Below are 25343 nucleotides of genomic sequence, written 5' to 3'. Positions count from 1 at the left end.
AGTGACTGCTCAATTAACTAAAAAGGCCATTGGATGCGTCCTGCCAACCTTGCGCAACGCGAAGCCCGGTGCAACGCCCTGCTCGATGCCGCCGCCCGCTGTTTCGCCGAAAGCGGCTATGCCGCCACCCGCACCGCGGACATCTGCCTGCGAGCCGATATGAGTGCCGGCAACCTGTTTCACTACTTTCCCAGCAAGCAAGCGCTGCTATTGGCGTTGATCACCCGTGAAGGCCAGGAAATCCAGCAGGCCATGGACCAGCTGCTGCTGGAACAGGCACCGCTCTCGGCCCTGCTGGGGTTTCTCCAGCATGTCTGCCAGCTGGCCGAAGATCCGCACTACACCGGCCTGGCCCTGGAAATCGCCGCCCTCAGCCATCGCGACCTGGACATCGCATGGCACGCACGGCACAACGACCTGGTACTGCGCGACGGCCTGGCGGCGCTGGTACGCCAGGCCAGCGCACAAGGCCTGACCCGGCCTCAACTGTGCCCCGAGCAGGCCGCCACCTGGCTGGCCGCGCTGATCGACGGGCTGTTCACCCGCATTGCCGTCGAGCCGCAGTTCTCGCCCCAGGCCCAGGCTCCGGTCTTGAGGCAACTGGCCCTACACCTGTTGCAGGGAGATTGAACATGGCCCAACCCCAGAGCCTGGCACCGACCCGCCTGCAACATGTGGACGCCCTGCGTGGATTCGCCCTGCTGGGCATCCTGGCGGTGAACATCTGGTCCTTCGCCGACCCCTACTACGCTTCGCCGACCAGCAACCCGGCCTACTCCAGCGCCCTCGATCACCTGGTGCGCTGGCTGGTGTCGGTCCTCTTCGAGGCCAAGTTCTACCTGCTGTTCTCCTTCCTGTTCGGCTACAGCTTCACCTTGCAGATGAGCTCCGCCGAACGTTCGGGGGCGTCCTTCGTGCCACGCATGTTGCGCCGGCAACTGGCCCTGCTGGTCATCGGCCTGGTGCACGGTGCGCTGCTGTTCTATGGCGAGATCCTTTCGCTGTATGCCTTGCTCGGTTTGATCCTGCTGGCGCTGCGCGGGCTATCGGCCAGGTGGGCGGCGGTACTGGCGCTGCTGCTGGTCATCGCCAGCACGCTGATGTTCCTGCTGCTGGGGGCCGAACTGCTGGAAATCGGCCTCTACACCGGCAAGGCCGACGGCGAATCGCTGCTCAAGGACCTGGCCTTGGGCGGCACTGCGCTGGAGACCCTGGCCTACAACGCTTCGCACCTGCTGGAAACCGCCTCGGCCCTGTGGCTGCTGCAAGGGCCCAGCACCCTGGCGATGTTCCTGCTGGGCTACGTGGCCGGGCGCAAGGAACTGCTGGTGGCGCCCTACCGCTTTGCGTCCCGGCTGCCATCGCTGCTGGCATGCACCCTGACCCTGGGCCTGGGCGGCGCCCTGCTCTATGGCTACTGGGCCGCCTATGCCCCCGGTGGGGGCCTGGAATTGATCGGCTATGGCCTCAGCCAGTTGACCGCGCCGCTGCTCTCGGCCAGCTACGCCATGCTGCTGCTCAAGGCCTTCGACTCACCCCTGGGCCAGCGCCTGTGCCGGCGCCTGGCGCCCCTGGGGCGCATGTCCCTGAGCAACTACCTGCTGCAATCGCTGATCCTCTGCCTGCTGTTCACCGGTTACGGGCTGGGGCTGGTCAACCATTTGCCACCGTTGGCCTTGCCGCTGGTGGTGATCGCCATCTACCTGGTGCAGATGCAACTCAGTGCCCTGTGGCTGCGCCACCACCAGTACGGCCCTTGCGAATGGGTGCTGCGCGCGGTGACCATCGGCGCCTGGCCGAACTGGAGCAAACCCCGCCAGGCCTAGGCCAGGCGCAGGTACAGGTGAATGTCCTCGGGCTCCAGGCGCAACAGCTCCGGGTCCGGGACGTCCAGCAACTGGCAACCCAGGTCCTGGTAGAAATCCACCGTATGCCGCGACGGCGTGGCCGACACGTACAGGCCCTGGCCGCCCATGGCCAGGGCCTGCTCCCGGGCCAGGGCGAACAACTGCCGGCCCAGGCCATGACCACGCCAGCCCTGGCTCACATGCAGGAACTTCAGTTGGCGCAGGTCCAGCCCGGCGTTGGCGATCGGCAGGCAATCCACCACCGCCGCCGCCACCAGCCGCGTGTCGTCGAAGGCCCCATGCAGCCACCCGCCGCGCTGATGACACTGCTGCAAGATCACCTCGTCATGCTCGGCTTCCCCGGCCGGCCAACCGGTCACCACTTCATGCTGGGCATAACGCACCAGCCCTCCATCCTGCAGGCGGTAGAACTCGTCGATGAGCTCGGCGCGGTCGATGGTCTTGAGCAGGGCGATATCGTCTTCGACAAGGGGTCGCAGGCGCAGCATGGGGCAATTTCCTAGGGCTGGTTAAGTCGTTACCTATGGACACAAGCTAATCATTTTTCTGCCCCGGGCGAACCGATTATTCTACGCAGCATCTGTTTAAGGTCAGACGGGTTCGGCCAACGGCTTGGCCGGACCTCATCCACGCGATCCCCCGAGCGGCCAAGAACGGCTGCGGATCTTTCCCTGTACAAGGCTTAACCATGCATCGTAGGAATCTCCTCAAAGCGTCCATGGCCCTGGCGGCCTATACCGGCCTTTCGGCCAGCGGCCTGCTGGCCGCCCGAGCCTGGGCCGGTACCGGTGCCGCCGATGGCGAGGCACAGGCATTCGACTTCGAGCGCCTCAAGGCCCAGGCCAGGCAACTGGCCGCCAAGCAGTACGTGGACACCAAGCAGGTGCTGCCGCCGACCTTGGCGCAGATGACCCCGCAGGACTTCAACGCTATCCAGTACGACGCCAAGCATTCGCTGTGGAATGACCTGAACGGCCAGCTGGATGTGCAGTTCTTCCATGTAGGCATGGGCTTTCGCCAGCCGGTGCGCATGCACAGCGTCGACCCAAAGACCCGCCTGTCGCGGGAGGTGCATTTCCGTCCGCCGCTGTTCAACTACCAGAACACCCGCGTCGACACCGCGCAGCTCAAGGGCGACCTGGGTTTCGCCGGGTTCAAGCTGTTCAAGGCGCCGGAGCTGGATAAACACGACGTGGTGTCGTTCCTCGGCGCCAGCTACTTCCGCGCAGTGGACGCCACCGGCCAGTACGGCCTCTCGGCCCGGGGCCTGGCCATCGATACCTACGCCAAGCATCGCGAGGAATTCCCCGACTTCACCCAGTTCTGGTTCGAGACCCCGGACAAGGACAGCACCCGCTTCGTGGTCTATGCCCTGCTGGACTCGCCGAGCGCCACCGGCGCCTATCGCTTCGACATCGACTGCCAGGCCGAGCGCGTGGTGATGGAAGTCGATGCCCACGTCAATGCGCGTACGGCCATCGAGCAACTGGGCATCGCGCCGATGACCAGCATGTTCAGTTGCGGCACCCACGAGCGGCGCATGTGCGACACCATCCACCCGCAGATCCACGACTCAGACCGCCTGGCCATGTGGCGCGGCAACGGCGAATGGATCTGCCGGCCGTTGAACAACCCGGCGACCCTGCAATTCAACGCCTTCGCCGACAAGGACCCGAAAGGCTTCGGCCTGGTGCAGACCGACCATGACTTTGCCAGCTACCAGGACACCGTGGACTGGTACAGCCGTCGCCCGAGCCTGTGGGTCGAACCCACCACCGCCTGGGGCGAGGGCAGCGTCGACCTGCTGGAGATCCCCACCACCGGCGAGACCATGGACAACATCGTGGCCTTCTGGACACCGAAGAAGCCGGTGGCCGCCGGCGACTCGCTGAACTACGGCTACAAGCTCTACTGGAGCGCCCTACCGCCGGTGGGCACGCCCCTGGCGCGGGTCCACGCCACCCGTTCGGGCATGGGCGGCTTCGTCGAGGGGTGGGCCCCGGGCGAACACTATCCGCCCGTCTGGGCGCGGCGCTTCGCCGTGGACTTCACCGGCGGCGGCCTCGATCGCCTGCCGGCGGGCACCGGCATCGAACCGGTGGTCACCGCCTCCAACGGCCAGGTCAAGGACTTCAGCGTACTGGTGCTGGACGAGATCAAGGGCTACCGCATCCTCTTCGACTGGTACCCCACCAACGACAGCGTGGACCCGGTGGAACTGCGGCTGTTCATCCGCACCAACGACCGCACCCTGAGCGAGACCTGGCTGTACCAGTACTTCCCGCCGGCCCCGGAGAAACGCAAGTACCCTTGATGCCCTACCGGTGAAATGCCCTCTACAACCTCCTTGACTGGCCGGTTTTTCTTGCCTGCAAACGGTCAGTCCCGCAGGTCCGATTCATGGATCGGCTGGTCCCTGTGAGTCGCCCGCTGGTACTGCGCCGGCCAGGTGGCGTTGCGCCCGCCCAGGTCGTCGTCGGCATGCAGCGGCCAGTAGGGGTCGCGCAGCAGCTCCCGGGCCAGCAGGATGATGTCCGCCTGGCAGGTACGCAGGATGTGCTCGGCCTGGGCCGGCTCGGTGATCATGCCCACGGTGCCGGTGGCGATTCCCGACTCCTTGCGCACCCGCTCGGCGAAGCGCGTCTGGTAGCCGGGGCCGGTGGGGATCTCGGCATTGGCCGCCGTACCGCCGGACGACACGTCGATCAGGTCCACCCCCAGGTCCTTGAGGCGCCTGGCCAGTTCCACGGTTTCGTCGGGGTTCCAGCCGTCTTCCACCCAATCGGTGGCCGAGACCCGCACGAACAGCGGCAGCTCCTGCGGCCAGACCTGGCGCACCGCCTCGGTCACCTCCAATACCAGGCGGATGCGGTTCTCGAATGAACCACCGTAGCGGTCCTGGCGCTGGTTGCTCAGAGGCGAAAGAAACTGGTGCAGCAGATAGCCGTGGGCGGCGTGCACTTCCACCACCTTGAAGCCGGCCTCCAGGGCCCGCTTGGCAGCGGCGACGAAGGCCTGGACGACGTCGGCGATCTGGTGCTCGTCCAGTGGCGCCGGTGGCGTGTGCTGCGGGTCGAAGGCGATCCGCGACGGCCCTACCGGCACCCAGCCCCCGTCTTCGGGCTTGACGCTGCCGGACTTGCCGAGCCAGGGCCGGTGAGTGCTGGCCTTGCGCCCGGCATGGGCCAGCTGGATGCCGGCGACGGCGCCCTGGGCACTGATGAAACGAGTGATGCGGCGCAAGGGTTCGATCTGGTCGTCGTTCCACAGCCCCAGGTCCTGGGCGGTGATCCGGCCGTCGGCGGTGACCGCCGTGGCCTCGGTGAAGATCAGCCCGGCGCCGCCCACGGCACGGCTGCCCAGGTGCACCAGATGCCAGTCATTGGCCAGCCCGTCCACCGACGAGTACTGGCACATGGGCGACACGGCAATGCGGTTGATCAAGGTCAGTTGACGCAGGGTATAGGGTTCAAGCAGCAGACTCATGGGGCACCTCTCGGTCAGTGGTCAGGCTCCAGGGATCTGTTTGAACGGTCGACGAGTGACTGCGAAGTTGAAGCGCCCGCCCCCGCGGGAAGAGAAAAGGACAAAACGTCACAAGGCCAATCAGACAGTCCTAACAGACTAGTCGACAACATTGGCCGAAGCAGGGTTCCTGATCACTCGCCGAGCGAAAACCCCAGGCAGCGCTCCATCTAGCCCCTGCCGCAGGCTGCGCATCACCGTGCAGCGGGGGCTATCTGCGACCGCTGCGCGACCGGTCGCAGCCTCGCAGGTTCGACAGCAGCGGCTACAGGTGCGTCAGCGGGGCTCGATGTGGGCGATCATCAGTTGCACGGTTTCCTGGCCACGGAACTCGTTGAGGTCGAGCTTGTAGGCCAGCTCCACCCAGCGGATGGTCGGGTTGGGCCAGACTTCGCGATCGATGCCGAAGGCGATGCCGTCCAGCTTCAGCGAACCGCATTCACTGCGCAGCACCACCTTCAGGTGGCGTTCGCCGACGATGCGCTGCTCCACCAGCTCGAACACCCCATGGAACATCGGCTCGGGGAAGTGCTGGCCCCAGGGTCCGGCGTGGCGCAGGGCGCGGGCCAGCTCCAGGTGGAATTCCTCCACGGCCAGGGTGCCGTCCGAGAGCAGGCGCCCGGTGAGGTCTTCCTCGTTGAGCTGGCGCCGCACCTCGTCATCGAAAGCCTCGGCGAAGGCCGGGAAGTTCTGCTCCGGCAGCGACAGGCCGGCGGCCATGGCGTGGCCACCGAACTTGCTGATCAGTTGTGGATGACGGGCGGCCACCGCGTCCAGGGCGTCACGGATATGGAAGCCCGGCACCGAACGCGCAGAGCCCTTGAGCATGCCGTCGCCAGCGTCGGCAAAAGCGATGGTCGGCCGGTGGTAACGCTCCTTCAGGCGCGAGGCGAGGATCCCGATCACTCCCTGGTGCCAATCGGCATCGAACAGGCACAGGCCGAACGGCATCGATTCCACCGGCAGCTCCTTGAGCTGGGCCAGGGCTTCGCGCTGCATGCCCTGCTCGATGGACTTGCGGTCCTGGTTCAGCTCATCGAGCTGGGCGGCCATAGCCCGCGCCGCCGACGCATCGTCGCTGAGCAGGCACTCGATACCCAGGCTCATGTCGTCCAAGCGCCCGGCGGCGTTCAGCCGAGGCCCGAGGATGAACCCCAGGTCGGTGGAGGTGATGCGCGAATGGTCGCGCTTGGCCACTTCCAGGATCGCCTTGAGCCCCGGCCGGGCGCGACCGGCGCGAATCCGCTCCAGGCCCTGGTGCACCAGGATGCGGTTGTTGGCATCCAGCGGCACCACGTCCGCCACGCTGCCCAGGGCCACCAGGTCCAGCAGCTCGCCGATATTCGGCTGCGGCCGGCTCTCGTAGCGGCCCAGGCTACGCAGGCGCGCACGCAGCGCCATCAGCACATAGAAGATCACCCCGACCCCGGCCAGGGCCTTGCTGGGAAACTCGCAGCCCGGCTGGTTGGGGTTGACGATGGCGTCCGCCGCCGGCAACTCCGGGCCCGGCAAGTGGTGGTCGGTGACCAATACCTGCAAGCCCGCGGCCTTGGCCGCAGCCACGCCGTCGACGCTGGAGATGCCGTTGTCCACGGTGATCAGCAACTGCGGCTGGCGCTGCAGGGCCACCGCGACGATTTCCGGGGTCAGGCCGTAGCCGTACTCGAAGCGGTTGGGCACCAGGTAGTCGACATGGGCCGCGCCCAGCAGGCGCAGGCCCAGCAAGCCGACGGTACTGGCGGTAGCGCCGTCGGCGTCGAAGTCGCCGACGATGAGGATGCGCTGGCGCAGGTCCAGGGCGGTCACCAGCAGGTCCACCGCGGCGTCGATGCCCTTGAGCTGCTGGAACGGGATCAGCCGCGCCAGGCTCTTGTCCAGCTCATCCACCGTCTGCACGCCACGGGCGGCGTAGAGACGGGTCAGCAACGGCGGCAGGTCGCCGAGAAAGGGCAGGACGGCGGGCAACTCACGGGGTTCGATACGCATGGGCTAACGACAGCTTCTCTTGGATACGGTGGATCGATCAGGAACGGGGACGCAGGCTTAGCAGGCCGTTGAAAAACGTAGGCGAGGCAGCCAGCGCAAGGCAAAAACAGGCGAAAAAGCGCAGTTCACGAGTGGTAAATGAGCATTTTGACCGGGCTGGCGCACCAGCTTGTTTTTAACGCAGCGATGGCAACGCAGATAGTTTTTCAACGGTCTGTTAGCCGCGATCGCCCAATAGCCACTCCAACTGCACTTCATGCTGGCCGCGATCGTCGGTGACGAAGAGGGTGCCTTCGCTGATCATAACGTCCCACTTGATCACCCGTGGCATGTCCTTGGCCAGGGTCTCCAGCACGTCCTGGGGCACACCGGCGATGTTGAGGTTCTTCAGGTTCTTCACCGCGTCCACCACCCGGGTCTGCCAGACCCGCAGGCTGCCGTAGGCCAGGAGGCTGGTGCGCTCGGTACGACGCGAGCACCAGGTCAGGCGCTCGGCGTCCGGCTGGCCGACTTCGATCCAGTGCAGCACGCGGTCATCCAGGCTCTTTTCCCACAGCGCCGGCTCATCCACATCCGACAGGCCGCGCCCGAACGACAGCTGCTCGTTGTACCAGAAGGCATAGGCCAGCAGGCGCACGGTCATGCGCTCTTCGGTTTCCGAAGGGTGGCGGGCGATGGTCTGCTTGACGCTTTCGTAGACCCCGCGGTCGAGGTCGGTCAGGTTCAGTTCGAATTTGTAGGTGGTGGACGGCTGGGCCATGTGCGGGCTTCTTGAGTATGCGAAAAGGCGGCAAGTCTAACCCGAAACCCGCCGCCCTGCCCGACCGCTGGCCGGTCAGCGGCCCTCGCGTTGAAATCCACTGCAACGCATTGCCTGGGTAAAGTCGATTGCCAGCCTGCCATCAGGGTTTTATAACCCCCGCGCGAATCGGCCGGCGCGCACCGCGCCAACGCCGCAGTTCAATAGAAGAAAAGGACGTCCATGACCCTCTTTGTCACCCTGCTTGTCATCATGCTGCTGTTCATCGCACTGATTCTGTACTCCCGCCAGAAAATGGCTGAACAGAACGAGGACCTGCCAACGGCCAGCGACGTTACCTCGCAGATCAACCAGACCCTGCTACTGAGCAAATCCGAGCCGCTGCTGGCGCTGAAACTGGCCGAGCGGTTGAGCGGCGAGCTTCGGGAACTGGCGCTGCAATTGGTGACCGCCGAACTCTACCTCGCGGGGCACAAGGCCAAGGCCCTGGAAATAGGCAGGCAATTGCCGCCCATGGCTCGGGACTATGTCCTCAACACGCTGATCGAGTCGCTGCTCGACACCAACGACACCCAGACCTGCCTGGAACTGCTGGAGCAATGGGGCGAACCACTGCCCAGCTGGCCACTGCTGCAGGTGCGCATTCTCCAGGCCCGCGGCGAGCAGGATCGGGCCCTGGCCGTGCTGGGCGAGCTGAGCGACCCCGAAAACCCCGCAGCCCAGGAAGAGCAGAGCATCAGCAATTGCCTGATCCTCTCTCGCCTGCAATTTCAGGCGGGAATGGAAGACCAGGCGCTGCTCAGCCTGGAGCGGGCCTGGGCGCAATTCCAGGACCCCGCCGCGGGGCGCTATCTGACGGAGTGGCGCAGCCTGTTCGATGAGTGCGCGGCCCAGGGCCGGTTTGAACGGGTCCTCGCCCGGATGCCGGCACTGGCTGCCGAAGAACAGGTCCAGGCCATCCTCGCCCTGTTCGAGGCCGGCCAAACGGAGCCGGCCTTTAACCTGATGGCAGACAACAACACCCTCTATTACTCGACCTACAGCGACCTGATGGACGCGGCACTGAAGCGCCAGCAACTCGATCTTGCCCTGCGCCTGCTGGAGCAAATCCCCGACCTGCATCAGCACGGCATGCTCCTGCACCTGCTGAACCACCTGGCGACACAAGGCCGCACCGCTGAAGCCGAGGCCCTGCTGCAGGAGCGGGTAAGCGAGCCGTCCCAGCGTCCGAGCCTGATGCTCAGCCTCTGCGAAGAGCACCACCAGGCGCAGCCGCAATGGACTGCCGCGCTGCTGGCTCAGGCCCTGCGACTGATCGACGGCTACAAGCACGAGTCGGAACTCTGGAGTGGCATGCGCCTGCACGCTCTGAAGGTCCAGTTGCAAGTCCAGAGCCGCCTGCCTGCCCATCGCCGGGACAGCTGGCTGGTGCGTAGCAGCCTTGAAGAAATGCACAACCTGCGCCAGCAGCAAGATACCGAGCAGCAACTGCTGTACCTCTGCCAGCAAGCGCGGCTATTGCATGATCTGGACCAGACCGCCCAGGCCAAGACGCTGCTGGAGCAGGCGATTGAATTGCTGGACAACGCCGCAGAGACAGAGATCGAAGAAGACCTGAAAACCCTCTACCTGGAGGACATCGCCAGCGCCTACCTGCACCTCGACGAGGCAGAAACGGCCCAGGCGCTGCAGGCTCAGTTGCACGCCCTGGAAGCCGGCAGTCACATCCTGGAAGAGGACCTGCTGCTGCACCACATCCAGCACCAGCGCTTTGCCCAGGCCATCGAGGCGCTGAACCTGAGCACCCTGCTCAGCGAAAAGAAGCCGCTGTCACGCCTGTATCAAGCCCTGGAGGAGATGCATCAGCGTGCCCCCGAGCGCGCCGCCGAGTTTCAGCAGCAACTGCTGGACCGGCTGATCAGCGGCGAAGCCATGCGCGCCTCCCGACCCGCCTGACCGCCCCCGCCCCGCTGCGCGCCTTCAACGAGGCGCGTAGCGCTCCCAGAGCTCGTTGAACTCCTTGAGGTAGCTGGCCACCAGGTGCGGGTGGTCGATCACCAGCAGGTTTTCCTCATTGCCGGTGGTGGCGCTGCGGGTCCAGTTGAAGCTGCCATTGAGCAAGGTGCGGCCATCGAACAGGGCGAACTTGTGGTGCATGTGGAACGGCGTATCGTCGATTCGCACCGGCACTCCGGCCTCCCGTAGCGCGGCGATATCGCTGCCGACATCGAACTGCTTTTCACTGTCGCTGATCACCCGCACCGCCACGCCGCGATGGTGGCAGGCGCGAATCTCGTCGCTCAGTTGGTCATCGGAAATGGTGAACACGCAGATATCCACCGAGCTGCGGGCCTGGCGACACAGCTCGCGGATCTTGCGCCGGCAATCCTCGCCGGGCTGAAGTGGGCGCTGGCCATGTCACGTACCGGCGCGACGCTGATATCCAGGGTCTTGACCACCTGCTCCAGCCATTTCAGGGCCGGCAGCACGTTGGCGCTGTCCGCCAGGCTCAGCTCGCGCACCTGGTCGAAGGCGCGATTGCGCAGATAGCGCACCTGGTCGGCGCTGAGCTCGCTGCCCAGTTGGCGCAGCTCATCGCGCTCCTCGTTGCTCAGTTTCAAGTCCAGCAGGCTGTCGCGCAGTTGCCGGTCCAGATGGGCGAAATCCATGTCGTTTTCCTTGGGCCGCCACCAGCGAGCCGGTGGCTGGGCAGGCTAGGGTTGAGGGTCCTTGAGCGTCGGTACTTCACCATTGCTGAGCATGCGGCTCAGCTCATCGAGGCGCTGGGCGATATCGCCGATGCGCTGGTGGCTGTGCAGGTCGACATCGATCTTCTTGTGCATCACCTGGACCAGCGGCAGGAAGCTGCTCTGCAACTGCTCGGAGAGATTCTCCAGCACCTCGCGCACCCTGTGCTGCTCCGTGGGCCGGGCCAGGCCACGAACCCCATCCACCAGGTCGTTGAGCTGGGCCACCACGCGGGTGCCGACATCGCTGTCGCTGCCGCCCATGGAGCGGTTGCGCACGAAGTCGCGCTTGATCTGCGTCCAGCGCTCGCCCTGCTCGGGGGTCTGGTTACCGCGCAGCTCGGCGAGCTTGAGCAGGTTCTCCTCGGCGCCGGTAGTCAGCAGCTGGGATTCGCCCTGGTAGTGGTCGGCGATCAGTTGCAGGAGTTCGGCATCGTTCATCACCGCCGAGATCTTCTCCGCCATCTTGTTCATGTTGCGGTAGCTGCCTTGCAGCTTGAACGGCGGCTCGGTGCGGTACTGGTCGGCCTGGGCAGCGCTGGCGATGTACTGCTGGTTGACCCGCAGCACCACGTCGCGCACCTGCATCAGGCGTTGCAGGGTGGTGGTGATCTCGTTGATCTCGGCACCGCTGTAGCTGTGGCTCAGCTCGTTGCTGGAGAAAGCCTTGCCCTCGGCCTTGGCGACGAAACGGTAGACGTCGGCCATGTCGCGGGTGGCCAGCGGCGCCAGCACCGGGTTGGAGGTCAGGCCGTTCTCGATGTAGCTCAGGGAGAAGGCCTCCTGCATGCCGCCCAGGGTGTCGCCGAGGTTATAGATGTCGGCACGGTTGGCCAGCATGTCGGGGATCTTGAACACCTCGCCGGACTCGGTGTACGGGTTGCCCGACATCACCACGCAGAACTTCTTGCCGCGCATGTCGTAGGTCTTGGTCCCGCCCTTCCATACGCCTTCGATGCGCCGGGTGCCGTCGCACAGCGAGATGAATTTCTGCAGGAACTCGGGATGGGTGTGCTGGATGTCGTCGACATAGAGCATCACGTTGTTGCCCATCTCCAGGGCCAGGTTGAGCTTCTCCAGCTCCTGGCGCGAAGTGGCGTCCGGCGCCTGGGCCGGGTCCAGGGAGCGCACCTGGTGGCCCAGGGCCGGGCCGTTGATCTTCATGAAGATCAGGCCCAGGCGGTGGGCCACGTACTCCATCAGGGTGGTCTTGCCGTAGCCCGGAGGCGAAATCAGCATCAACAGGCCCATCAGGTCGGTGCGCTTGTTCTCGCCCACGGTGCCCATCTGCTTGGCCAGGTTGTCACCGATGAAGCCCAGGTAGACGTCGTTGATCAGCTTGTTGCGCACGAACGAGCTCAGTGGCCGTGGCTTGAACTCGCTCAAGCGCAGGGCCGAACGCTCACGAACGACGATGCCCTGGCGCAGGTTCTGGTAACGCTGCAGGCCTGGCAGGAAGGTTTCGCGATGAGCGCGCAGGCGGGCGAAGAAACCGTCCACCGTCAGCGCCAGGCTGCGCTCCTCGATGCGCGGGTGCTCGCCCATCAGGTTGTCCACGGTGAAACGCAGGTCGACCTCGGTGAGCCGTCGGGCAAAGCCCTCGCCCAGCAGCGACAGCGCCACGGCCTCGGGCACGTAGCCGGCCAGCGGGGCGAACTCGCCCTCGGCGCACAAGGCCGCCAGCCAGTTGCCGGTCAACGCCCACTGCGCTGCGGGGCGCTCGGCCAGGCGCGCCAGGGCCTGCTGGTAGTCATCCCACATCCGCGCGCCTTGCAGGCGCAGGGCCAGGGCCTCCTGCAATTGCCGGGCGTACTTGCTGAAGGTGAACTCCACGCGGTCCGCAGCCAGCTCCTGTACCAGGTATTCGGCGGCCTCGGGCAACAGCTCGGTGGCCACGGCGAAGCCCTGTATCCGGTGCCAGTCTTCGAGGGCCACGAGGATTTCCGCCTGCAATTGCAGCAACCCCTCGCGCCGACCGAACAGCTGCTGGATGTGCCGGCTGGTACGGGCACGCTCCACCCATTGCCGGGGTTGCGGCTCGGCCTGCTGGCGGTCCCAGTAGAGGGCGGCAAAGGCCCGGGCCGCCGGGCCATAGGCCAACAGTCCGGCACTGTCGCGCAGGGGCAGCAATTGCAGGAGGATCGCCGCCGCGTCGTGGTCGTGGATGCCCTTCTCGTAGCCTTCCTTGTAGCGTGGCGCCGCGAAGTCGCGGATCACCCGGGCCAGTTCCTCAGGGTGGGCCAGCAATGGCTTGAGGTTTTCCAGGCTCAGGCCTTCCTGGCCACGGTCCGCTGCGTCCAGTACCTGTCCGGCCAGGTACTCGGCGCGATACAGCTGTGGCGATTCCGACTCCAGGGCCACCTGCCAGAAGTCGCGCAGGGCTTCCAGCTCGGGGTCCTGCAGGGGCTCGAGAAAATCGGTGCCGGTCAGGTGCAGGTAGAGCTCGTCGCCCCGGGGCATCAGCGTCAGGTCCAGCTCCTGGGTGTTGACGCTGAAACGATGGCGCGGCCCCAGCTTGATGACATTGCCGCCTTCCTCGAACAGCTCGGTCTTGTCCCGCAGGGCGCGCACGGCCTGGTCCCGGGCGCCCTTGAGGCGCGCCTCGACGTCATCGGCCTTGACGCTGTCCTTGAGCTCGCGCAGGCGCTCGGCCAACTCCCGCAGCTTGAGGATCAGCGGGTCGGCGGCGAAGAACGCGTTGAGCTCCTCGGCTTGGGTGAAGCGGGCGGTGCGCCGGCCCAGGCTGTCGAGAATCCGCCGCGCCGCGTCCAGCAGGCCCTGGGCCTTGCGCTGGCGCTCATCGAGCAGCGACTGCTTATGGGCCTCGAAGGTCTCCAGCAACTCCTCGCGCTTGCCGAGGATGTCGCCGAGGAACTGCTCATGGTCGCCGAAGCGGCTTTCCAGCTCCTCCAGTTGCACCAGCAACCGTGACAGTTGCTCGTCGCAACGCTCGGGGTCCTGGGCCTGGGCCAGGGCATTGGTGATGCCCTGGCTGAAGAGTTTGAACTGGGCGCCGAACTGCGCCACGGTCTCGGTCGAGCCCAGGCCCTTGCGCCGCTGTTCGGCGCGGGCCTTGGCCTGGTTCAGCCGGGCGTAGATCTGCGAGATGGATTCGATGATCCGGGTGCGCTGGGTGGCATCGTCGATCTGCAGCGAAGCCATCAGGCTGGAGAGCATGTCCAGGTCGCCGGCCATGGCTTGCAGGGCGCCCAGGGGCTCGCCGAGCTGGGCCACGGTCTCGGCCTTCTGGGCCTGGGCATCGAGGTTTTCCAGCTGGCTGACCAAGGGCAGCAGGGCCTGCTCGCTGGCCAGGAAGGTCGCGGTGCCTGCGGCGGTACGCTCCTGGGCCTTGAGCAACTCGGCCTCCATGGCGTCGATGCGGACCACGTCGATGTAGCGATAGTCGCGGATGGTCAGCAGCAGGCCGCGCTGGGCGGTGATGTCGTTCAGGGCATCGACGAAGCTCTGCACCTGGTCCCAGCTGTCTACCAGCAAGCCATCGAGCAGGGCTTTGTGCTTGGCCTCGGCGGCCACCATGGCTTGCTCCGACTGGAGCCGGATGCTCTCGACCTTCTCGTATTCGTCCAGCACCAGTTCCGAGGTGGCGGCCACTTCGCGCAGCAGCGGCGCCAGGCCATCGAGCTCGGCGCTGCCCAGCCAGTGGTACACGTCGAACAGGCGCCGGGTGTTCTGGCACAGCAGCGAGTAGCGCTGGACCGAGACCGCCGGGGTGTCGATCTCGCGGCACAGGTCATAGAGATCGGAAACGCTGCGCACCAGCTCGGCATTGCCGATGCGCCCCAGGAAGCCGCTGCGGGCCGGTTGCCGCGCGGCGTATTCCTCGGTGAAGAACGGGGTCTGCCAGACCTGCATCGGGTGGACCCGGGTCGGCTCGTCGCCCTCGGCGGCGAAGATCACCATGCGCCCGTCCTCCAGGCGCGCATAACCATGGCCGAACAGCGGGTTCTGCAACTGGCGGTTGATCATGTTGTAGGTCAGCAGTACCGAGCGCCCCTGCTCCGGGTGGTAGAAGATGTACTGCACATCTTCACCGTTGGGCGAACGGACCGAGCGCTTGAAGCGCATGCCTTCCATGGACTGCTCGAAGGTCTTGTACTCGCCGCTTTGCAGGTAGTAGCCACCGGGGAAGATGATCCCGTGGTCCTCCGGCAACTGGACGCAGGCCAGGCCCATGGCGTCGATGCGTTCCACCTGGCGGGTCAGGCTGTTGAACACCAGGTAGCGCCACTGCTCCTCGCGATACGGCAGGACCTTGAGCAGGATCAGGCTGCCCAGGCGGGCGAACTCGATCTGCGAGTCGTCCAGGGACTGGGTCTTGTCCAGCACCTCTTCGCGGTAGATGCCCAGGCCCGACTCGGTATTGTTCTCGACCTTGATGGTCAGGTCGCCGCCGATGGTTTCGACGAACACCGTGTCGAGGATGTTCAGGTGCGGGAAACGGCCCTCGACCACCATCTCGCGGGTGGCCTTCTTCCATTCGAAATCGAAGGGCGCCGGCAGGGCGATGTCCCGTTCACCACGGTTGTCGATGTAGCGCACGTCCCGGCCGTCCGCCGAGATCGACCAGCGGAACACCCGCACATCGGTGACTCGCTCGCCGATCTGGAAACTGGCCAGGAGCTTGCCATCGCGAATCGCCAGCTGCAGCAGGCGGGTGTTCTTGTAATAGGTGTACAGCTCGTTGAAATCGTTGAGGAAGCCCTGGGCTCCCAGGAAGCTGCCGTCCAGGGGCACGGACTCGGCTTCGTAGCCCTCGCCCTCCTCCACCAGCCGGTACAGGGAAAACACGTCGGCGACGCTGGTTTCCTTCTTCAGGCCCATGAACACGTTGTAGCCGAACAACAGGCAGTCGCCGACCTGGACGATGTCCCGGGCGATGCAGTTGTTCTCGGTGCGGATGCGCACCCGCCCGACCACTTCCATGCGGCTGTTGCCGAACTCGTCCAGACGCTTCTGGTTGAGACTGTCCGTGGTTGCGCGCAGGCGTTGGCCCTGGTCCTGCAGGCGCTTTTGCAGCACCTCATAGGCGCCGCCTTCGGCGACAGCCTTGTCCAATACGTCCTGCGGGGGAGTTGCGACTTGAGCGTCCGACATCGTGGCCTTCCTGGATCTACGGCGGTGTGCAAAAAAAGCGGGAGCCTGGAACCTGGCTCCCGGTACCCGGACTCAACCCCTGGAGCCCACCCGGTAGCCACTGCCCAAGACAGCGGCTACCGGTGCATCAGCAGGTGAGTTCAGGTATTTCAGGCTTCGGCAGAGGGTGCCTCGACCTTGCGCGCGGCGGCGGCAGCCAGCTCGGCGGCTACGGCCGGTGCGGTCTTGCCGTTGAGCAGGCGTGCCAGGACGTCCTGGACCACCGGGCTCTTGCCCACCACGCCCTCGATGGCCTTGCCCACCGACAGCGACTTGGCGAAGGAGTTGAAGAAGTCGCCCTCGCCACCGACGATCTCGATCTTGGCCTTGCTGAGCGCCGCGGACAGCACTTCGGCCTGCTCCTTGGCGATGTCCTTGTTGGCGGCGATGGCGGCCATCGCTTCCTCGAAGTTCTTCTCCAGTTGCATGCGGAACTCTTCGTGCTGGCGAGCGCTGTCGCTGAGGGCATCCAGGGCACCGAACTTCTTGCCCAGGCCTTCGGCCTCGGCGTTCAGGCGCTGCAGCAGCACTTCGGCTTCGGCTGAACCCAGGTCCTTGGTGGCCTTGGCCTTGGCCGCGCCCAGTTGTTCCTCGCCGCGTGCCTGGGCACCGAGTTTCTCTTCCAGGACCTTGGCGTCGGCCAGGCCGTCTTTTTCCTTGGCGGCAGCCTGGGCTTCCAGCACCCGAGCGTCGGCCAGGCCTTTTTCCTGGTCGCCACGGGCCTCGGCGATCAACTGCTCGGCACGTACCCGAGCCAGGGCCAGGCCTTCTTTCTCCTGGGCTGCAGCAGAGACTTCCAGCACCCGCGCATCGGCCAGGCCAGGCGCTGCGCGCTCGGCTTCCAGGCCCTCGGCCAGGCGCTTCTTGGCCTCGGCCTGCTTGGCCGCGGCCTCCAGCTCGGCCTGGGCCAGGTTGTTGATTTCCACCGCCTTGTGCTTGGAGCGGGTTTCGTCGGCTTCGGCCTGCTTGACCTGGCGCACCAGGTCCTGCTCGGCTTCGGCCTGGGCCTGGATCACCACCACCTGCTTGGCGCGCTCGGCCTCGGACACTTCACGCACTTCCTTGATGCGCTCTTCTTCCTGGGCCACGGTCTTCTCGACCGCCACACGCTCGCGGATCACCGTGGCGATGTTCTTGCGCTGTTCTTCCAGGGCCTTTTCCTTCTCGATGCGCTGCAACTCCACTTCGCGCTCGCGGGCCACCACTTCCAGGTCCTTGGCGCGGGTGACTTTCTCCACCTCGATGACCACGGCACGCTGGCGGTTCTGCTGGGCCACTTCGACTTCGCGCTGGTGGTTCTCGGTGCGCACGTCGATTTCCTGCTGGGACTGGATCCGCGCCTGCTCGGCCTTCAGTCGCTCTTCTTCCTTGACCTTGGCGGTCTCGGCTTCCTCGCGGGCACGAATGGTCTCGATCTCGCGCTTCTGCCGCGCCTCGGCATCGGCCTGCTGGCGTTCCAGGGCCAGGGATGCCTCGCGGGTCTCGACGTTCTTCTTCTGGATCGCCAGCTCCTGGTTGCGCTCCAGCTCGTTGGTGATGACGTTCTGGGTCGCGGTCAGCTCGGTGATCTTGCGGATACCCTCGGCGTCGAGGATGTTGCTCGGATCCAGGGAATGCTTGGCGGTTTGCTCCAGGTAGTCGATGGCCACGTCTTCAAGCACATAACCGTTGAGGTCGTTGCCAATGATCTCGATGATCCGATCGCGGAAGTCCTGGCGGTTCTCGAACAGCTGGACGAAGTCGAACTGCTTGCCCACGGTCTTCAGGGCTTCGGAGAACTTGGCGTTGAACAGCTCATTGACCGCCGCACGATCGGAGGCACGGTCGACGCCGATGGCCTTGGCCACCTTGAGCACGTCTTCCTGGGTTTCGTTGACCCGCAGGTAGAAGGCCACGGTGATGTCGGCACGCATGTTGTCGCGGCAGATCAGCCCGTCCTTGGCCCGACGATCGACCTCCAGGGTGATCAGCGAGATACGCATGAATTCCTTGAGGTGGATCACCGGGTACACCAGGGCACCGGTGAAATGCACCTTGGGCGTGGAAGACATGTCGTTGACGATCAGGGCCGTGCCTTGGGGGACCTTGATGTAGAAGGCCTTGAACAGGGCCAGCAGGCCGAAGACCACCAGGACGACAAGGCCGAGCCCGAGCAGGATGGGCAGCAGCGACGGTAAGTTCATGCAATCAATCTCCTTTGATTCTGAGGGAGTCCGGGCTCAGAGGCCGCGAAACTCGTCCTCGGTAATGACCCGATAGGCGTGTTGCGCCTCCAGATACTCCAGCAACACGACTCGGTCGCCGCGTTTGAATGCCCGCGCCTCATCGGCACGCACCCGCAGGATCAGCCCCGCGCCACCGTCCTCGAGCACGGCTTCGCCATGCTCCAGGGTGACCCGGCCACTGCGCACTACGGCAGTCTGCCCCAGCACCGACTTGCTGCTGGTGGCTTCCATCTTGTGAAACAGCGGGCGCAACGGAGCGCAGATCGCCGCACTGAGGGGCGCCGCCAGGAACAGTGCGAGCACCGCCAGCAGCAGGCCCAGGGGATAGCGCAGCCAACCCAGGGGCAACTGGCTGAAAATGTAGAGTTCGGTGAAATACGTCAGGAACCAGCTGAAGAACATCAGCAGGGTCAGCACCAGGGTGACCGGTACGCCATTGAGCTTGAACTTGATCAGCAGCCCGGCCAGGCCTTCGGCGCTGTGGGCGCCGTCGAGCAGCGAGTCGGCCTCGAAATCCAGGAGGTCCACCTCGAGCAAACCCATGGCGACCACGGCCCAGTAGATCACCGCCAGGCAGAGCATGAAGCTGAACAGCACAGTGGGGAACGACAAGACTGTCCGCAGGAAGATTTCCATTGCTTTCCTATCCCTGAAAAAGCCGGGCAAGGCCCATCGGCCCCGCCCCTGACACACAACGATGAATCAGGACTTGCTACGGTCCTTCAAACGCGCCAGCACGTTGTCGGCGCTGGTGCTGCCGGCGACGATCCCGGCCTCGCGCAGCTTGGCATCCAGGGCATCGTCCGGATTGCCGGAGCTGGCCAGTTCGGCCGCGGCTTCCATTTTCGCCGCGCGCTCGGCCTGCTTCTGCTTGATCCGCTCCAGCGACTCCACGGCGGTGTGCAGCTTGCTCTGCGAGCCGCCATAGCGCTGGGCTACGGCCTGCTGGGCCTTCTGCACGCTTTCGGTGGCCTTTACGGTATCGACCTGTTGTTTCAAATGCTTAATGTTGCCTTCGGCCTGGGTCACGGCCTTGCGCAACTGGGCGACGCTGGCGGCGAACCCGTCGGCCTGCTCACGCTCCACCACCAGGTCGTTTTCCAGGTTGGCGATCTTCTGCGCCACTTCCTGGGCCAGGCTTTCATTGCCTGCTTCCAGGGCCTTGAGCGCATAGCTCTCGTATTCGGCGACCTTGGCCGCGGTGGCGTCGGCACGCTCGGCGGCGAGCTTCTGCCGGGCCATGATCTCGGCCAGGGCCTCCTTGGACTTGCGCAGTTCCTGGTCGGCGTCGCGGATTTCCTGATCGAGAATCCGCAGTGCCTGGCTGTCCACCAGGGCTTCGCCCGCCTCGTTGGCGCCACCGCGCAGGGCAGTGAGCAGCTTGCTCCATACGTTCATGTGCATTCCTCCAGGTCAGGCCTGAGCCTTCAGGTAGCCTTCATAGGCTTCGGTGGCCCTGATCACGTTGCCGGCCAGGGTTTCGATCTCGTAGAGCACATTGGAGAGGATCGAGGTGGCGCTCAGGGCGCCGAACATCATGTAGAAACGCTCGCCTCCGGGGCCTGTCTCCAGGCCGATGCTCGACAACGGGAAGAGCTGGCGACTGAGCAGCACTTCCTCGTTGAAGGCGGCTACGTCGGTGACTTCGCTCTGCGGCCAGAGCAGTGCTTCCACCAGGATCTGCTCGCCGGACACGGCGACGAACAACGGCAGGTCGCCGTATTCGCGCATGGTCACGTGCAAGCTAGGCTCGGCGCCTTCGAGCAGCTCGACATTGGCTTCACCGCCAGTGAACAACTCGGTGGCCGCCAGGGCCTGGCACAGCGATCGGGCATTCCAGATCTGCGGCATGCTCATTTCTCCATCCTTTTCCACAGAAACCAGCCCCTGGCAGGGCTGGCGCAGTTGGCGTTCAACCGCCAGCAACGCCTTGGCGTTCTCCGGCAGTATCCAGACTTCCTTTTTCACCAGGCCCTGGTCACGCAGGCGCTGGCGGAATAAACGTTGGTAATGGGCTGAGGATTTGTTTTCCATGGCGCACAGACTAAAACATCACATGTAATGATCGCAATTCATCACATGTAATTTTTGAGATCGGCATTTGTAACAAGATTATTCAATATATTGCGACATCTGCAGGCACGACCCACGCCGTCCTACCGAACCTTGTTCTGCGAAAAGGACGCCATTAGACACTGCTCGCCGGCCCGCTGAGAAGCGCAACCGCGCAAGGCCCAAGCCGGGAAAATGCCCGGCAAGAACCTCCAGGCGCTGCCTTAATGCCGACCAATGGTCTAGGCTAGGCGGATTTTCCTGCCCTGCGGATGCCTCATGAACAGTCTCAGCAAGCCCCTCGCCGGATTGAAAGTGATCGAACTCGGCACCCTGATCGCCGGCCCCTTCGCCTCACGCATCTGCGCCGAGTTCGGTGCCGAGGTGGTCAAGGTGGAATCCCCCGACGGCGGCGATCCGCTGCGCAAGTGGCGCAAGCTGTATGAGGGCACCTCCCTGTGGTGGTTCGTGCAGGCCCGCAACAAGAAATCCCTGACCCTCAACCTCAAGCACCCCGAGGGCCTGGCAGTGCTCAAGCAACTGCTGGGCGAGGCGGACATCCTGATCGAGAACTTCCGCCCCGGAGTGCTGGAGAAGCTCGGCCTGGGCTGGGACGTGCTGCACGCGCTGAACCCCAAGCTGGTGATGGTGCGCCTGTCGGGCTTCGGCCAGACCGGGCCGATGAAGGACCAGCCGGGTTTCGGCGCCGTGGGCGAATCCATGGGTGGCCTGCGCTACATCACTGGCTTCGAAGACCGGCCACCGGTGCGCACCGGGATCTCCATCGGTGATTCCATCGCCGCCCTGTGGGGCGTGATCGGCGCACTGATGGCCCTGCGTCATCGCGAGGTCAACGGCGGCCAGGGGCAGGTGGTGGACGTGGCGCTGTACGAGGCGATCTTCGCCATGATGGAGAGCATGGTCCCCGAGTTCGACGTGTTCGGCTTCATCCGCGAGCGTACCGGCAACATCATGCCCGGCATCACCCCCTCCTCCATCCATACCAGCGCCGACGGCCGGCATGTGCAGATCGGCGCCAATGGCGATGCGATCTTCAAGCGTTTCATGCTGCTCATAGGCCGCCAGGACCTGGCCGACGATCCGGCCCTGGCCAGCAACGACGGCCGCGATACCCGGCGCGACGAACTCTATGGGGTGATCGATCGCTGGGTCGCGTCGCTGCCCCTGGACCAGGTGCTGGAGCAGCTGAACCAGGCCGAAGTACCGGCCAGCCGTATCTTCAGCGCCGAGGATATGTTCCACGACCCGCAGTTCCTGGCCCGGGAAATGTTCCTCCAGGCCAGCTTGCCGGACGGCAAGCCCTTCAAGATGCCCGGCATCGTGCCCAAGCTTTCGCAGACCCCGGGCAGCGCCGACTGGGTCGGACCGCAACTGGGCGAACACTCAAGCGAAATCCTGCAAGGCCTGGGCTACAGCGCCGAGCAGATCCGCGACCTGCGCAGCAGCGGAGCGATCTGAACTGGCCCGCCAGCGCCCGAGTTCCCGCCGGCGGCTGGCGATGCCCCTGGTGGCGCTGCTGCTCTGGCTGCCCAGCCTGCCGGGCCAGACGGCAGAGCTGCTGACCTGGCTGCTGCGCGACCTGCCGCCCTTGAGCATTTTCGAGGGCGAGCTGAAAGGACGCGGGGTGGTCGACCTGCTCATGCCGCAACTGATCGCCGAGCTGCCGCAGTACCAACACGAACTGATGCGGATCAACCGCGCCCGGGGCATGCAGATGCTCCGCGAACCCAGCTTCACCTGTGATCCCTCGCTGATCTGGAGCAAGGAGCGGGCGCAATGGGTGGCCTACTCCATCACCAGCCTGCGGGTCGTGAGCAACGGCCTGGTGATCCGCCGCGCCGATCGCGAGCACCTGGCGCCATTCATCCATGACGGCCAGGTCGATCTGCCGGCGCTGCTCGCCAGCGGCAAGCAGCGGCTGGGCATGGTGGCCGAACGCAGCTACGGCCAGCAGCTCGACAGCCTGCTGCAACAAGCGCCAGCCGGCACTCTCAACGCCCACTACGGCAATGACGCCCTGGGCAGCCTGTTGCAGATGCAGCGCCTGGAACGCCTGCAACTGCTGCTGGGCTACTGGCCGGAGATCCGCTACCAGGCCGTGCAGCAGGGCATCGACCCGCAAGAACTGCTGTTCTATCCGATCCAGGGCATCGACAAGTACCAGGATGTCCATGTCGGCTGTTCCGACACGCCCCAGGGCCGGCTAGCCATCGCCCAGATCAACCAGGCCCTGCTCAAGCTGCGCGAAGAGCGCCTGGTGGAGTTGTACGCCGCCTGGTTGGAGCCCGCCATGCGCGATGCATATCGGGCCGATGCCCATGCCTACTTCCAGGCCCACCCGGACCGCTGACAAACGCCAGGCAAAAAGAAACCCCGAGAAGTGGGGAGACGACTCGGGGTTAAACGTGGTCTTCAAGACCCGTACCTGCAGGTTGCAAGCATCGGAGCAAAATGCCTGTTTCCTGCTGGCATAAGGTCTGACTGACGGGATTGCCGGAAGGTTCCGTAAAAATCAATTCATGTACGGCGTTCGAAGACCTTGCCCTCGGTGGCGTGGCGCAAGGCCGCGAATACACAGGGCTCCAGGCGCCCCTCGGCAATCAGCACGTCACGGTGCAGACCGTCGACTACATCGGTGAGCAAGCGTTTGTCGGTGAGCTGGGCCTGGTTGACCTCACGCTCCACTACCAGGGCTCCAGCGGCATCGCTCACGCTTACCAGGCACTCGCCATGGGCTCCCGAAGGGGTCAGGGCCACTTGGTATGGACTTAGTGCCTCGTTCAACAAAAGACTGATACTTTCCATCTAGATCACCACTCAATAGCTCGAATTAAGGTTCGAAAACAAAAATGCCGGTAGCTTTCTGACATTCAAGTGACCGTTGCTCAGAGAGGAAAGTTCGCCAAACCTACAGCTACCGATCTGAGTCAATCGAGCATGCACGGGTAATATGACAAGCAAAAAACGGCCAACCAGGCGCCCGCCATACCGTCCCTGCAATGGAGTCCCGCCTTGATAGCTACGCCGAACAACAGATTGCGCATCATCCTCGCCGACGATCATCCGATCTTCCTGATTGGCCTGCGGGCAGTGCTGGAGCAGGACCACAGCCTGGAGGTGGTCGGCGAAGCCAGCTCGCCCTCAGCGCTGTTCCAGCTGGTGCAAGATACCCCCTGCGACGTGCTGGTGACCGATTTCATGATGCCCGAGGAGCAGCAGAACGATGGCCTGCGCCTGCTCGAGCAACTGCGCCGGCATCATCCCGGGCTGCCCATCGTGGTGGTGACCATGCTCAATCACGCCGGGCTGTTCCGCTCGATCCTCGACCTTGGGGTCATGGGCCTGCTGAGCAAGGCCAGCCTGGCCCAGGAGCTGCCCAGCGCCATCGAGCACGCTCGCCAGAACAGGCCCTACGTGGCCCAGGCGATCCAGCGGGCATTGAGCCTGGCCGGCGAGGTGGGCCCCGATCGGCTGGCGTCCAAGGACCAGCTCTCGCCCCGGGAACTGGAGGTGATCCGCCTGCTCGCCGCCGGCCATGCGGTGGGCGAGATCGCCGCCCAGCTCAACCGCAGCAAACAGACCGTCAGCGCACAGAAAGTCAGCGCCATGCGCAAGCTGGGCCTGGCCAGCGAGGCGGCGCTGTATATCTACGTCCAGGAACACGGCCTGGCCTAGGCACACATCCCGGCGGCCCGTACTGCCGATTCCGCAGACTCGCGCCCCAGGGTTTGCGCCAGCCATTGGCGCATGTCGGCGGCGCTCATCGGCGGCGCCATGAAGCACCCTTGCAGATGGGCCGCGCCCATGGTCTTGGCCACCTGGTACTCGGCTTCGGTCTCGATCCCCGCCACCACCACGCCCAGGGCGATACGCCGGGCCATGCCCACTGCACTACCGACCAGCGCCTGCTTGCGCTCGTCCATGGCCATGCCGGCGACGAATGCCGGAGGGATCTTCAGCTCGGTGAATGGCAACTCCAGAAGGCGTTGCAGACTGGTACCGCCAACGCCGAAATCACCGATGGACAACTTGCAGCCGATCATCCGCAGGCGCAGCAAGGCTTCCACATGGGCGGTGCCGGTTTGCAAACAAGTGGTATCGACGATCTCCAGGGTCAACAGCCGCGCGGGGATCTCGAAGCGCCGCAGCAGGGCCTCCAATTGGCGCGGGAACAACGGCCGTTCGAGGATGCCCACCGGAACGTTCACCGCCACCGGCAGAGCATGGCCCATCACCAGCCGCACCCCCGCCGCCAGCTCCAGCGCCTGCTCCAGCATGTGCCAGGTGAACACCTCCTGCAGGCCGGCGAACTCGATCAACGGCAAGAACTCGGCCGGCATCAACAGCCCCCGTTCCGGATGCTCCCAGCGCGCCAGCGCCTCGACGCCGTGCAACCCGCCACACCGCTGGATGACCGGCTGGAAGTGCGCCACCCCGTGCCCCAGGATCGCCGCCACACCTTCCTCAGGGGAGACATCCTCGGCGGCGAACAGGTCCAGGGCCAGCAAATCCCGGAGCAATGCCTGGTTGAGCGCTGGCGTCTGCCGGGACAGCTGCTGGTAGGTAGTGAGCAGCTCGCCGATCACCGCCACCGACGCCGGTTTTGGCAGGCAGGCGAGGATTTTCAGCCCCAGTTCCCGGGCCATGCCCGCGGCGCCTTCGAGCACATCCGGTTCGGCGTCGCTGAGGATGATCAGGGCCTCGGCCTGCCGCTCCCGGGCCAGTTCGCGAATCAACTCCAGGCCATCGGCCTGTTCCAGGTAGAGGTCGCAGATAGCGATATCCACCGGACCCTTGCTGGCCAGCGAACGCCGTGCGGACTCAAGGTTCTCGGCGGCCAGCACGTTGTACACGCCATTGGCGTTGAGCATCTGGTGCAGGGCCATCAGCTGGAACGAGTTGTCTTCGAGAATCAGCACTTTAAGCGAATGCATGGGGCAACCTCCGGTACGACACAAGCGGGAACAGTCCACTAAGGGGTCGACACGGTAACCAGGCAAACCTT

18 protein-coding genes and 1 pseudogene are annotated in these 25343 nt (G+C 64.8%); 7 read left to right on the top strand and 12 right to left on the bottom strand.

The window, feature by feature from the left end:
- The first annotated feature begins 33 nt into the window (after nt 1-33).
- Both AC3WK8_RS05150 and AC3WK8_RS05145 read left to right on the top strand, forming a co-directional pair.
- Entirely contained in the window at nt 34-630 is a 597-nt protein-coding gene (locus AC3WK8_RS05150) for a TetR/AcrR family transcriptional regulator (RefSeq protein WP_103324107.1), read from the top strand.
- A gap of 2 nt (nt 631-632) precedes the next feature.
- Nucleotides 633-1826 carry a DUF418 domain-containing protein gene (locus tag AC3WK8_RS05145; RefSeq protein WP_103324106.1) on the top strand — a complete coding sequence of 398 codons (1194 nt, stop codon included), beginning with the start codon at nt 633-635 and terminating at the stop codon, nt 1824-1826.
- Here the strand turns inward: AC3WK8_RS05145 and AC3WK8_RS05140 are convergent.
- The gene (locus tag AC3WK8_RS05140; protein WP_103324105.1) at nt 1823-2356 is read right to left on the bottom strand and encodes a GNAT family N-acetyltransferase; all 534 of its coding nucleotides are present in this window, start codon (nt 2354-2356) and stop codon (nt 1823-1825) included. The two genes, AC3WK8_RS05145 and AC3WK8_RS05140, sit on opposite strands and share 4 nt — an antisense overlap.
- Nucleotides 2357-2556: 200 nt before the next feature.
- Here AC3WK8_RS05140 and AC3WK8_RS05135 point away from each other — a divergent pair, with 200 nt between their 5' ends.
- A complete protein-coding gene (locus AC3WK8_RS05135) occupies nt 2557-4182 on the top strand; it encodes a glucan biosynthesis protein D (protein ID WP_103324104.1) in 1626 nt (541 codons plus the stop codon).
- Nucleotides 4183-4247: 65 nt separating this feature from the next.
- Here AC3WK8_RS05135 and AC3WK8_RS05130 read toward each other — a convergent pair whose 3' ends face one another.
- From AC3WK8_RS05130 to AC3WK8_RS05120, 3 genes are all read right to left on the bottom strand, one after another.
- Nucleotides 4248-5354 (bottom strand): NADH:flavin oxidoreductase/NADH oxidase, encoded by a 1107-nt coding sequence (locus AC3WK8_RS05130; protein ID WP_085596191.1) that lies wholly within the window; start codon nt 5352-5354, stop codon nt 4248-4250.
- 315 nt (nt 5355-5669) lie between these two features.
- The gene (gene recJ / locus AC3WK8_RS05125; protein ID WP_022642524.1) at nt 5670-7379 is read right to left on the bottom strand and encodes a single-stranded-DNA-specific exonuclease RecJ; all 1710 of its coding nucleotides are present in this window, start codon (nt 7377-7379) and stop codon (nt 5670-5672) included.
- Nucleotides 7380-7596: 217 nt separating this feature from the next.
- Nucleotides 7597-8139, bottom strand: a complete 543-nt coding sequence (locus AC3WK8_RS05120) for a YaeQ family protein (protein ID WP_085596192.1) — start codon at nt 8137-8139, stop codon at nt 7597-7599.
- 222 nt (nt 8140-8361) lie between these two features.
- Between AC3WK8_RS05120 and AC3WK8_RS05115 the strand changes: the two genes are divergently transcribed.
- Nucleotides 8362-10095, top strand: a complete 1734-nt coding sequence (locus AC3WK8_RS05115; RefSeq protein WP_103324103.1) for a hypothetical protein — start codon at nt 8362-8364, stop codon at nt 10093-10095.
- A 24-nt stretch (nt 10096-10119) separates the two neighbouring features.
- Here AC3WK8_RS05115 and AC3WK8_RS05110 read toward each other — a convergent pair.
- The 6 genes and pseudogenes from AC3WK8_RS05110 to bacA form a co-directional block, all read right to left on the bottom strand.
- Nucleotides 10120-10808: pseudogene (locus tag AC3WK8_RS05110) on the bottom strand (phospholipase D-like domain-containing protein).
- Nucleotides 10809-10853: 45 nt separating this feature from the next.
- Nucleotides 10854-16001 (bottom strand): DNA repair ATPase, encoded by a 5148-nt coding sequence (locus tag AC3WK8_RS05105; protein WP_103324102.1) that lies wholly within the window; start codon nt 15999-16001, stop codon nt 10854-10856.
- A 149-nt stretch (nt 16002-16150) separates the two neighbouring features.
- On the bottom strand, nt 16151-18223 hold the full coding sequence (locus tag AC3WK8_RS05100) for a flotillin family protein (RefSeq protein WP_022642517.1): 2073 nt from the start codon (nt 18221-18223) through the stop codon (nt 16151-16153).
- Between the two features lie 36 nt (nt 18224-18259).
- The gene (locus tag AC3WK8_RS05095; RefSeq protein ID WP_053134372.1) at nt 18260-18901 is read right to left on the bottom strand and encodes an OB-fold-containig protein; all 642 of its coding nucleotides are present in this window, start codon (nt 18899-18901) and stop codon (nt 18260-18262) included.
- 66 nt (nt 18902-18967) lie between these two features.
- On the bottom strand, nt 18968-19663 hold the full coding sequence (locus AC3WK8_RS05090) for a PspA/IM30 family protein (RefSeq protein WP_022642515.1): 696 nt from the start codon (nt 19661-19663) through the stop codon (nt 18968-18970).
- Between the two features lie 15 nt (nt 19664-19678).
- Nucleotides 19679-20299 (bottom strand): biofilm formation regulator BacA, encoded by a 621-nt coding sequence (gene bacA, locus AC3WK8_RS05085; protein WP_085596196.1) that lies wholly within the window; start codon nt 20297-20299, stop codon nt 19679-19681.
- A gap of 297 nt (nt 20300-20596) precedes the next feature.
- Between bacA and AC3WK8_RS05080 the strand changes: the two genes are divergently transcribed.
- Nucleotides 20597-21796 (top strand): CaiB/BaiF CoA transferase family protein, encoded by a 1200-nt coding sequence (locus AC3WK8_RS05080; RefSeq protein WP_031320958.1) that lies wholly within the window; start codon nt 20597-20599, stop codon nt 21794-21796.
- A 40-nt stretch (nt 21797-21836) separates the two neighbouring features.
- Nucleotides 21837-22688, top strand: a complete 852-nt coding sequence (locus AC3WK8_RS05075; RefSeq protein ID WP_085596197.1) for a TIGR02285 family protein — start codon at nt 21837-21839, stop codon at nt 22686-22688.
- A 167-nt stretch (nt 22689-22855) separates the two neighbouring features.
- On the opposite strand, the gene AC3WK8_RS05070 is transcribed toward AC3WK8_RS05075, so the two are convergent.
- Complete coding sequence (locus tag AC3WK8_RS05070) at nt 22856-23143, bottom strand: DUF3509 domain-containing protein (protein ID WP_085596198.1); 288 nt, start codon at nt 23141-23143, stop codon at nt 22856-22858.
- A 207-nt stretch (nt 23144-23350) separates the two neighbouring features.
- Between AC3WK8_RS05070 and AC3WK8_RS05065 the strand changes: the two genes are divergently transcribed.
- Nucleotides 23351-24013: a response regulator gene (locus tag AC3WK8_RS05065; protein ID WP_031320957.1), complete on the top strand. Its 663-nt coding sequence runs from the start codon at nt 23351-23353 to the stop codon at nt 24011-24013.
- Here AC3WK8_RS05065 and AC3WK8_RS05060 read toward each other — a convergent pair.
- Nucleotides 24010-25272 (bottom strand): EAL domain-containing response regulator, encoded by a 1263-nt coding sequence (locus tag AC3WK8_RS05060; protein ID WP_103324101.1) that lies wholly within the window; start codon nt 25270-25272, stop codon nt 24010-24012. The two genes, AC3WK8_RS05065 and AC3WK8_RS05060, sit on opposite strands and share 4 nt — an antisense overlap.
- Nucleotides 25273-25343 lie beyond the last annotated feature (71 nt).

It is taken from the genome of Pseudomonas sp. FW507-12TSA (assembly GCF_058781435.1).
The sequence above is the reverse complement of the archived record's forward strand: the minus strand, read 5'-3'. Positions and strand labels throughout refer to the sequence as shown.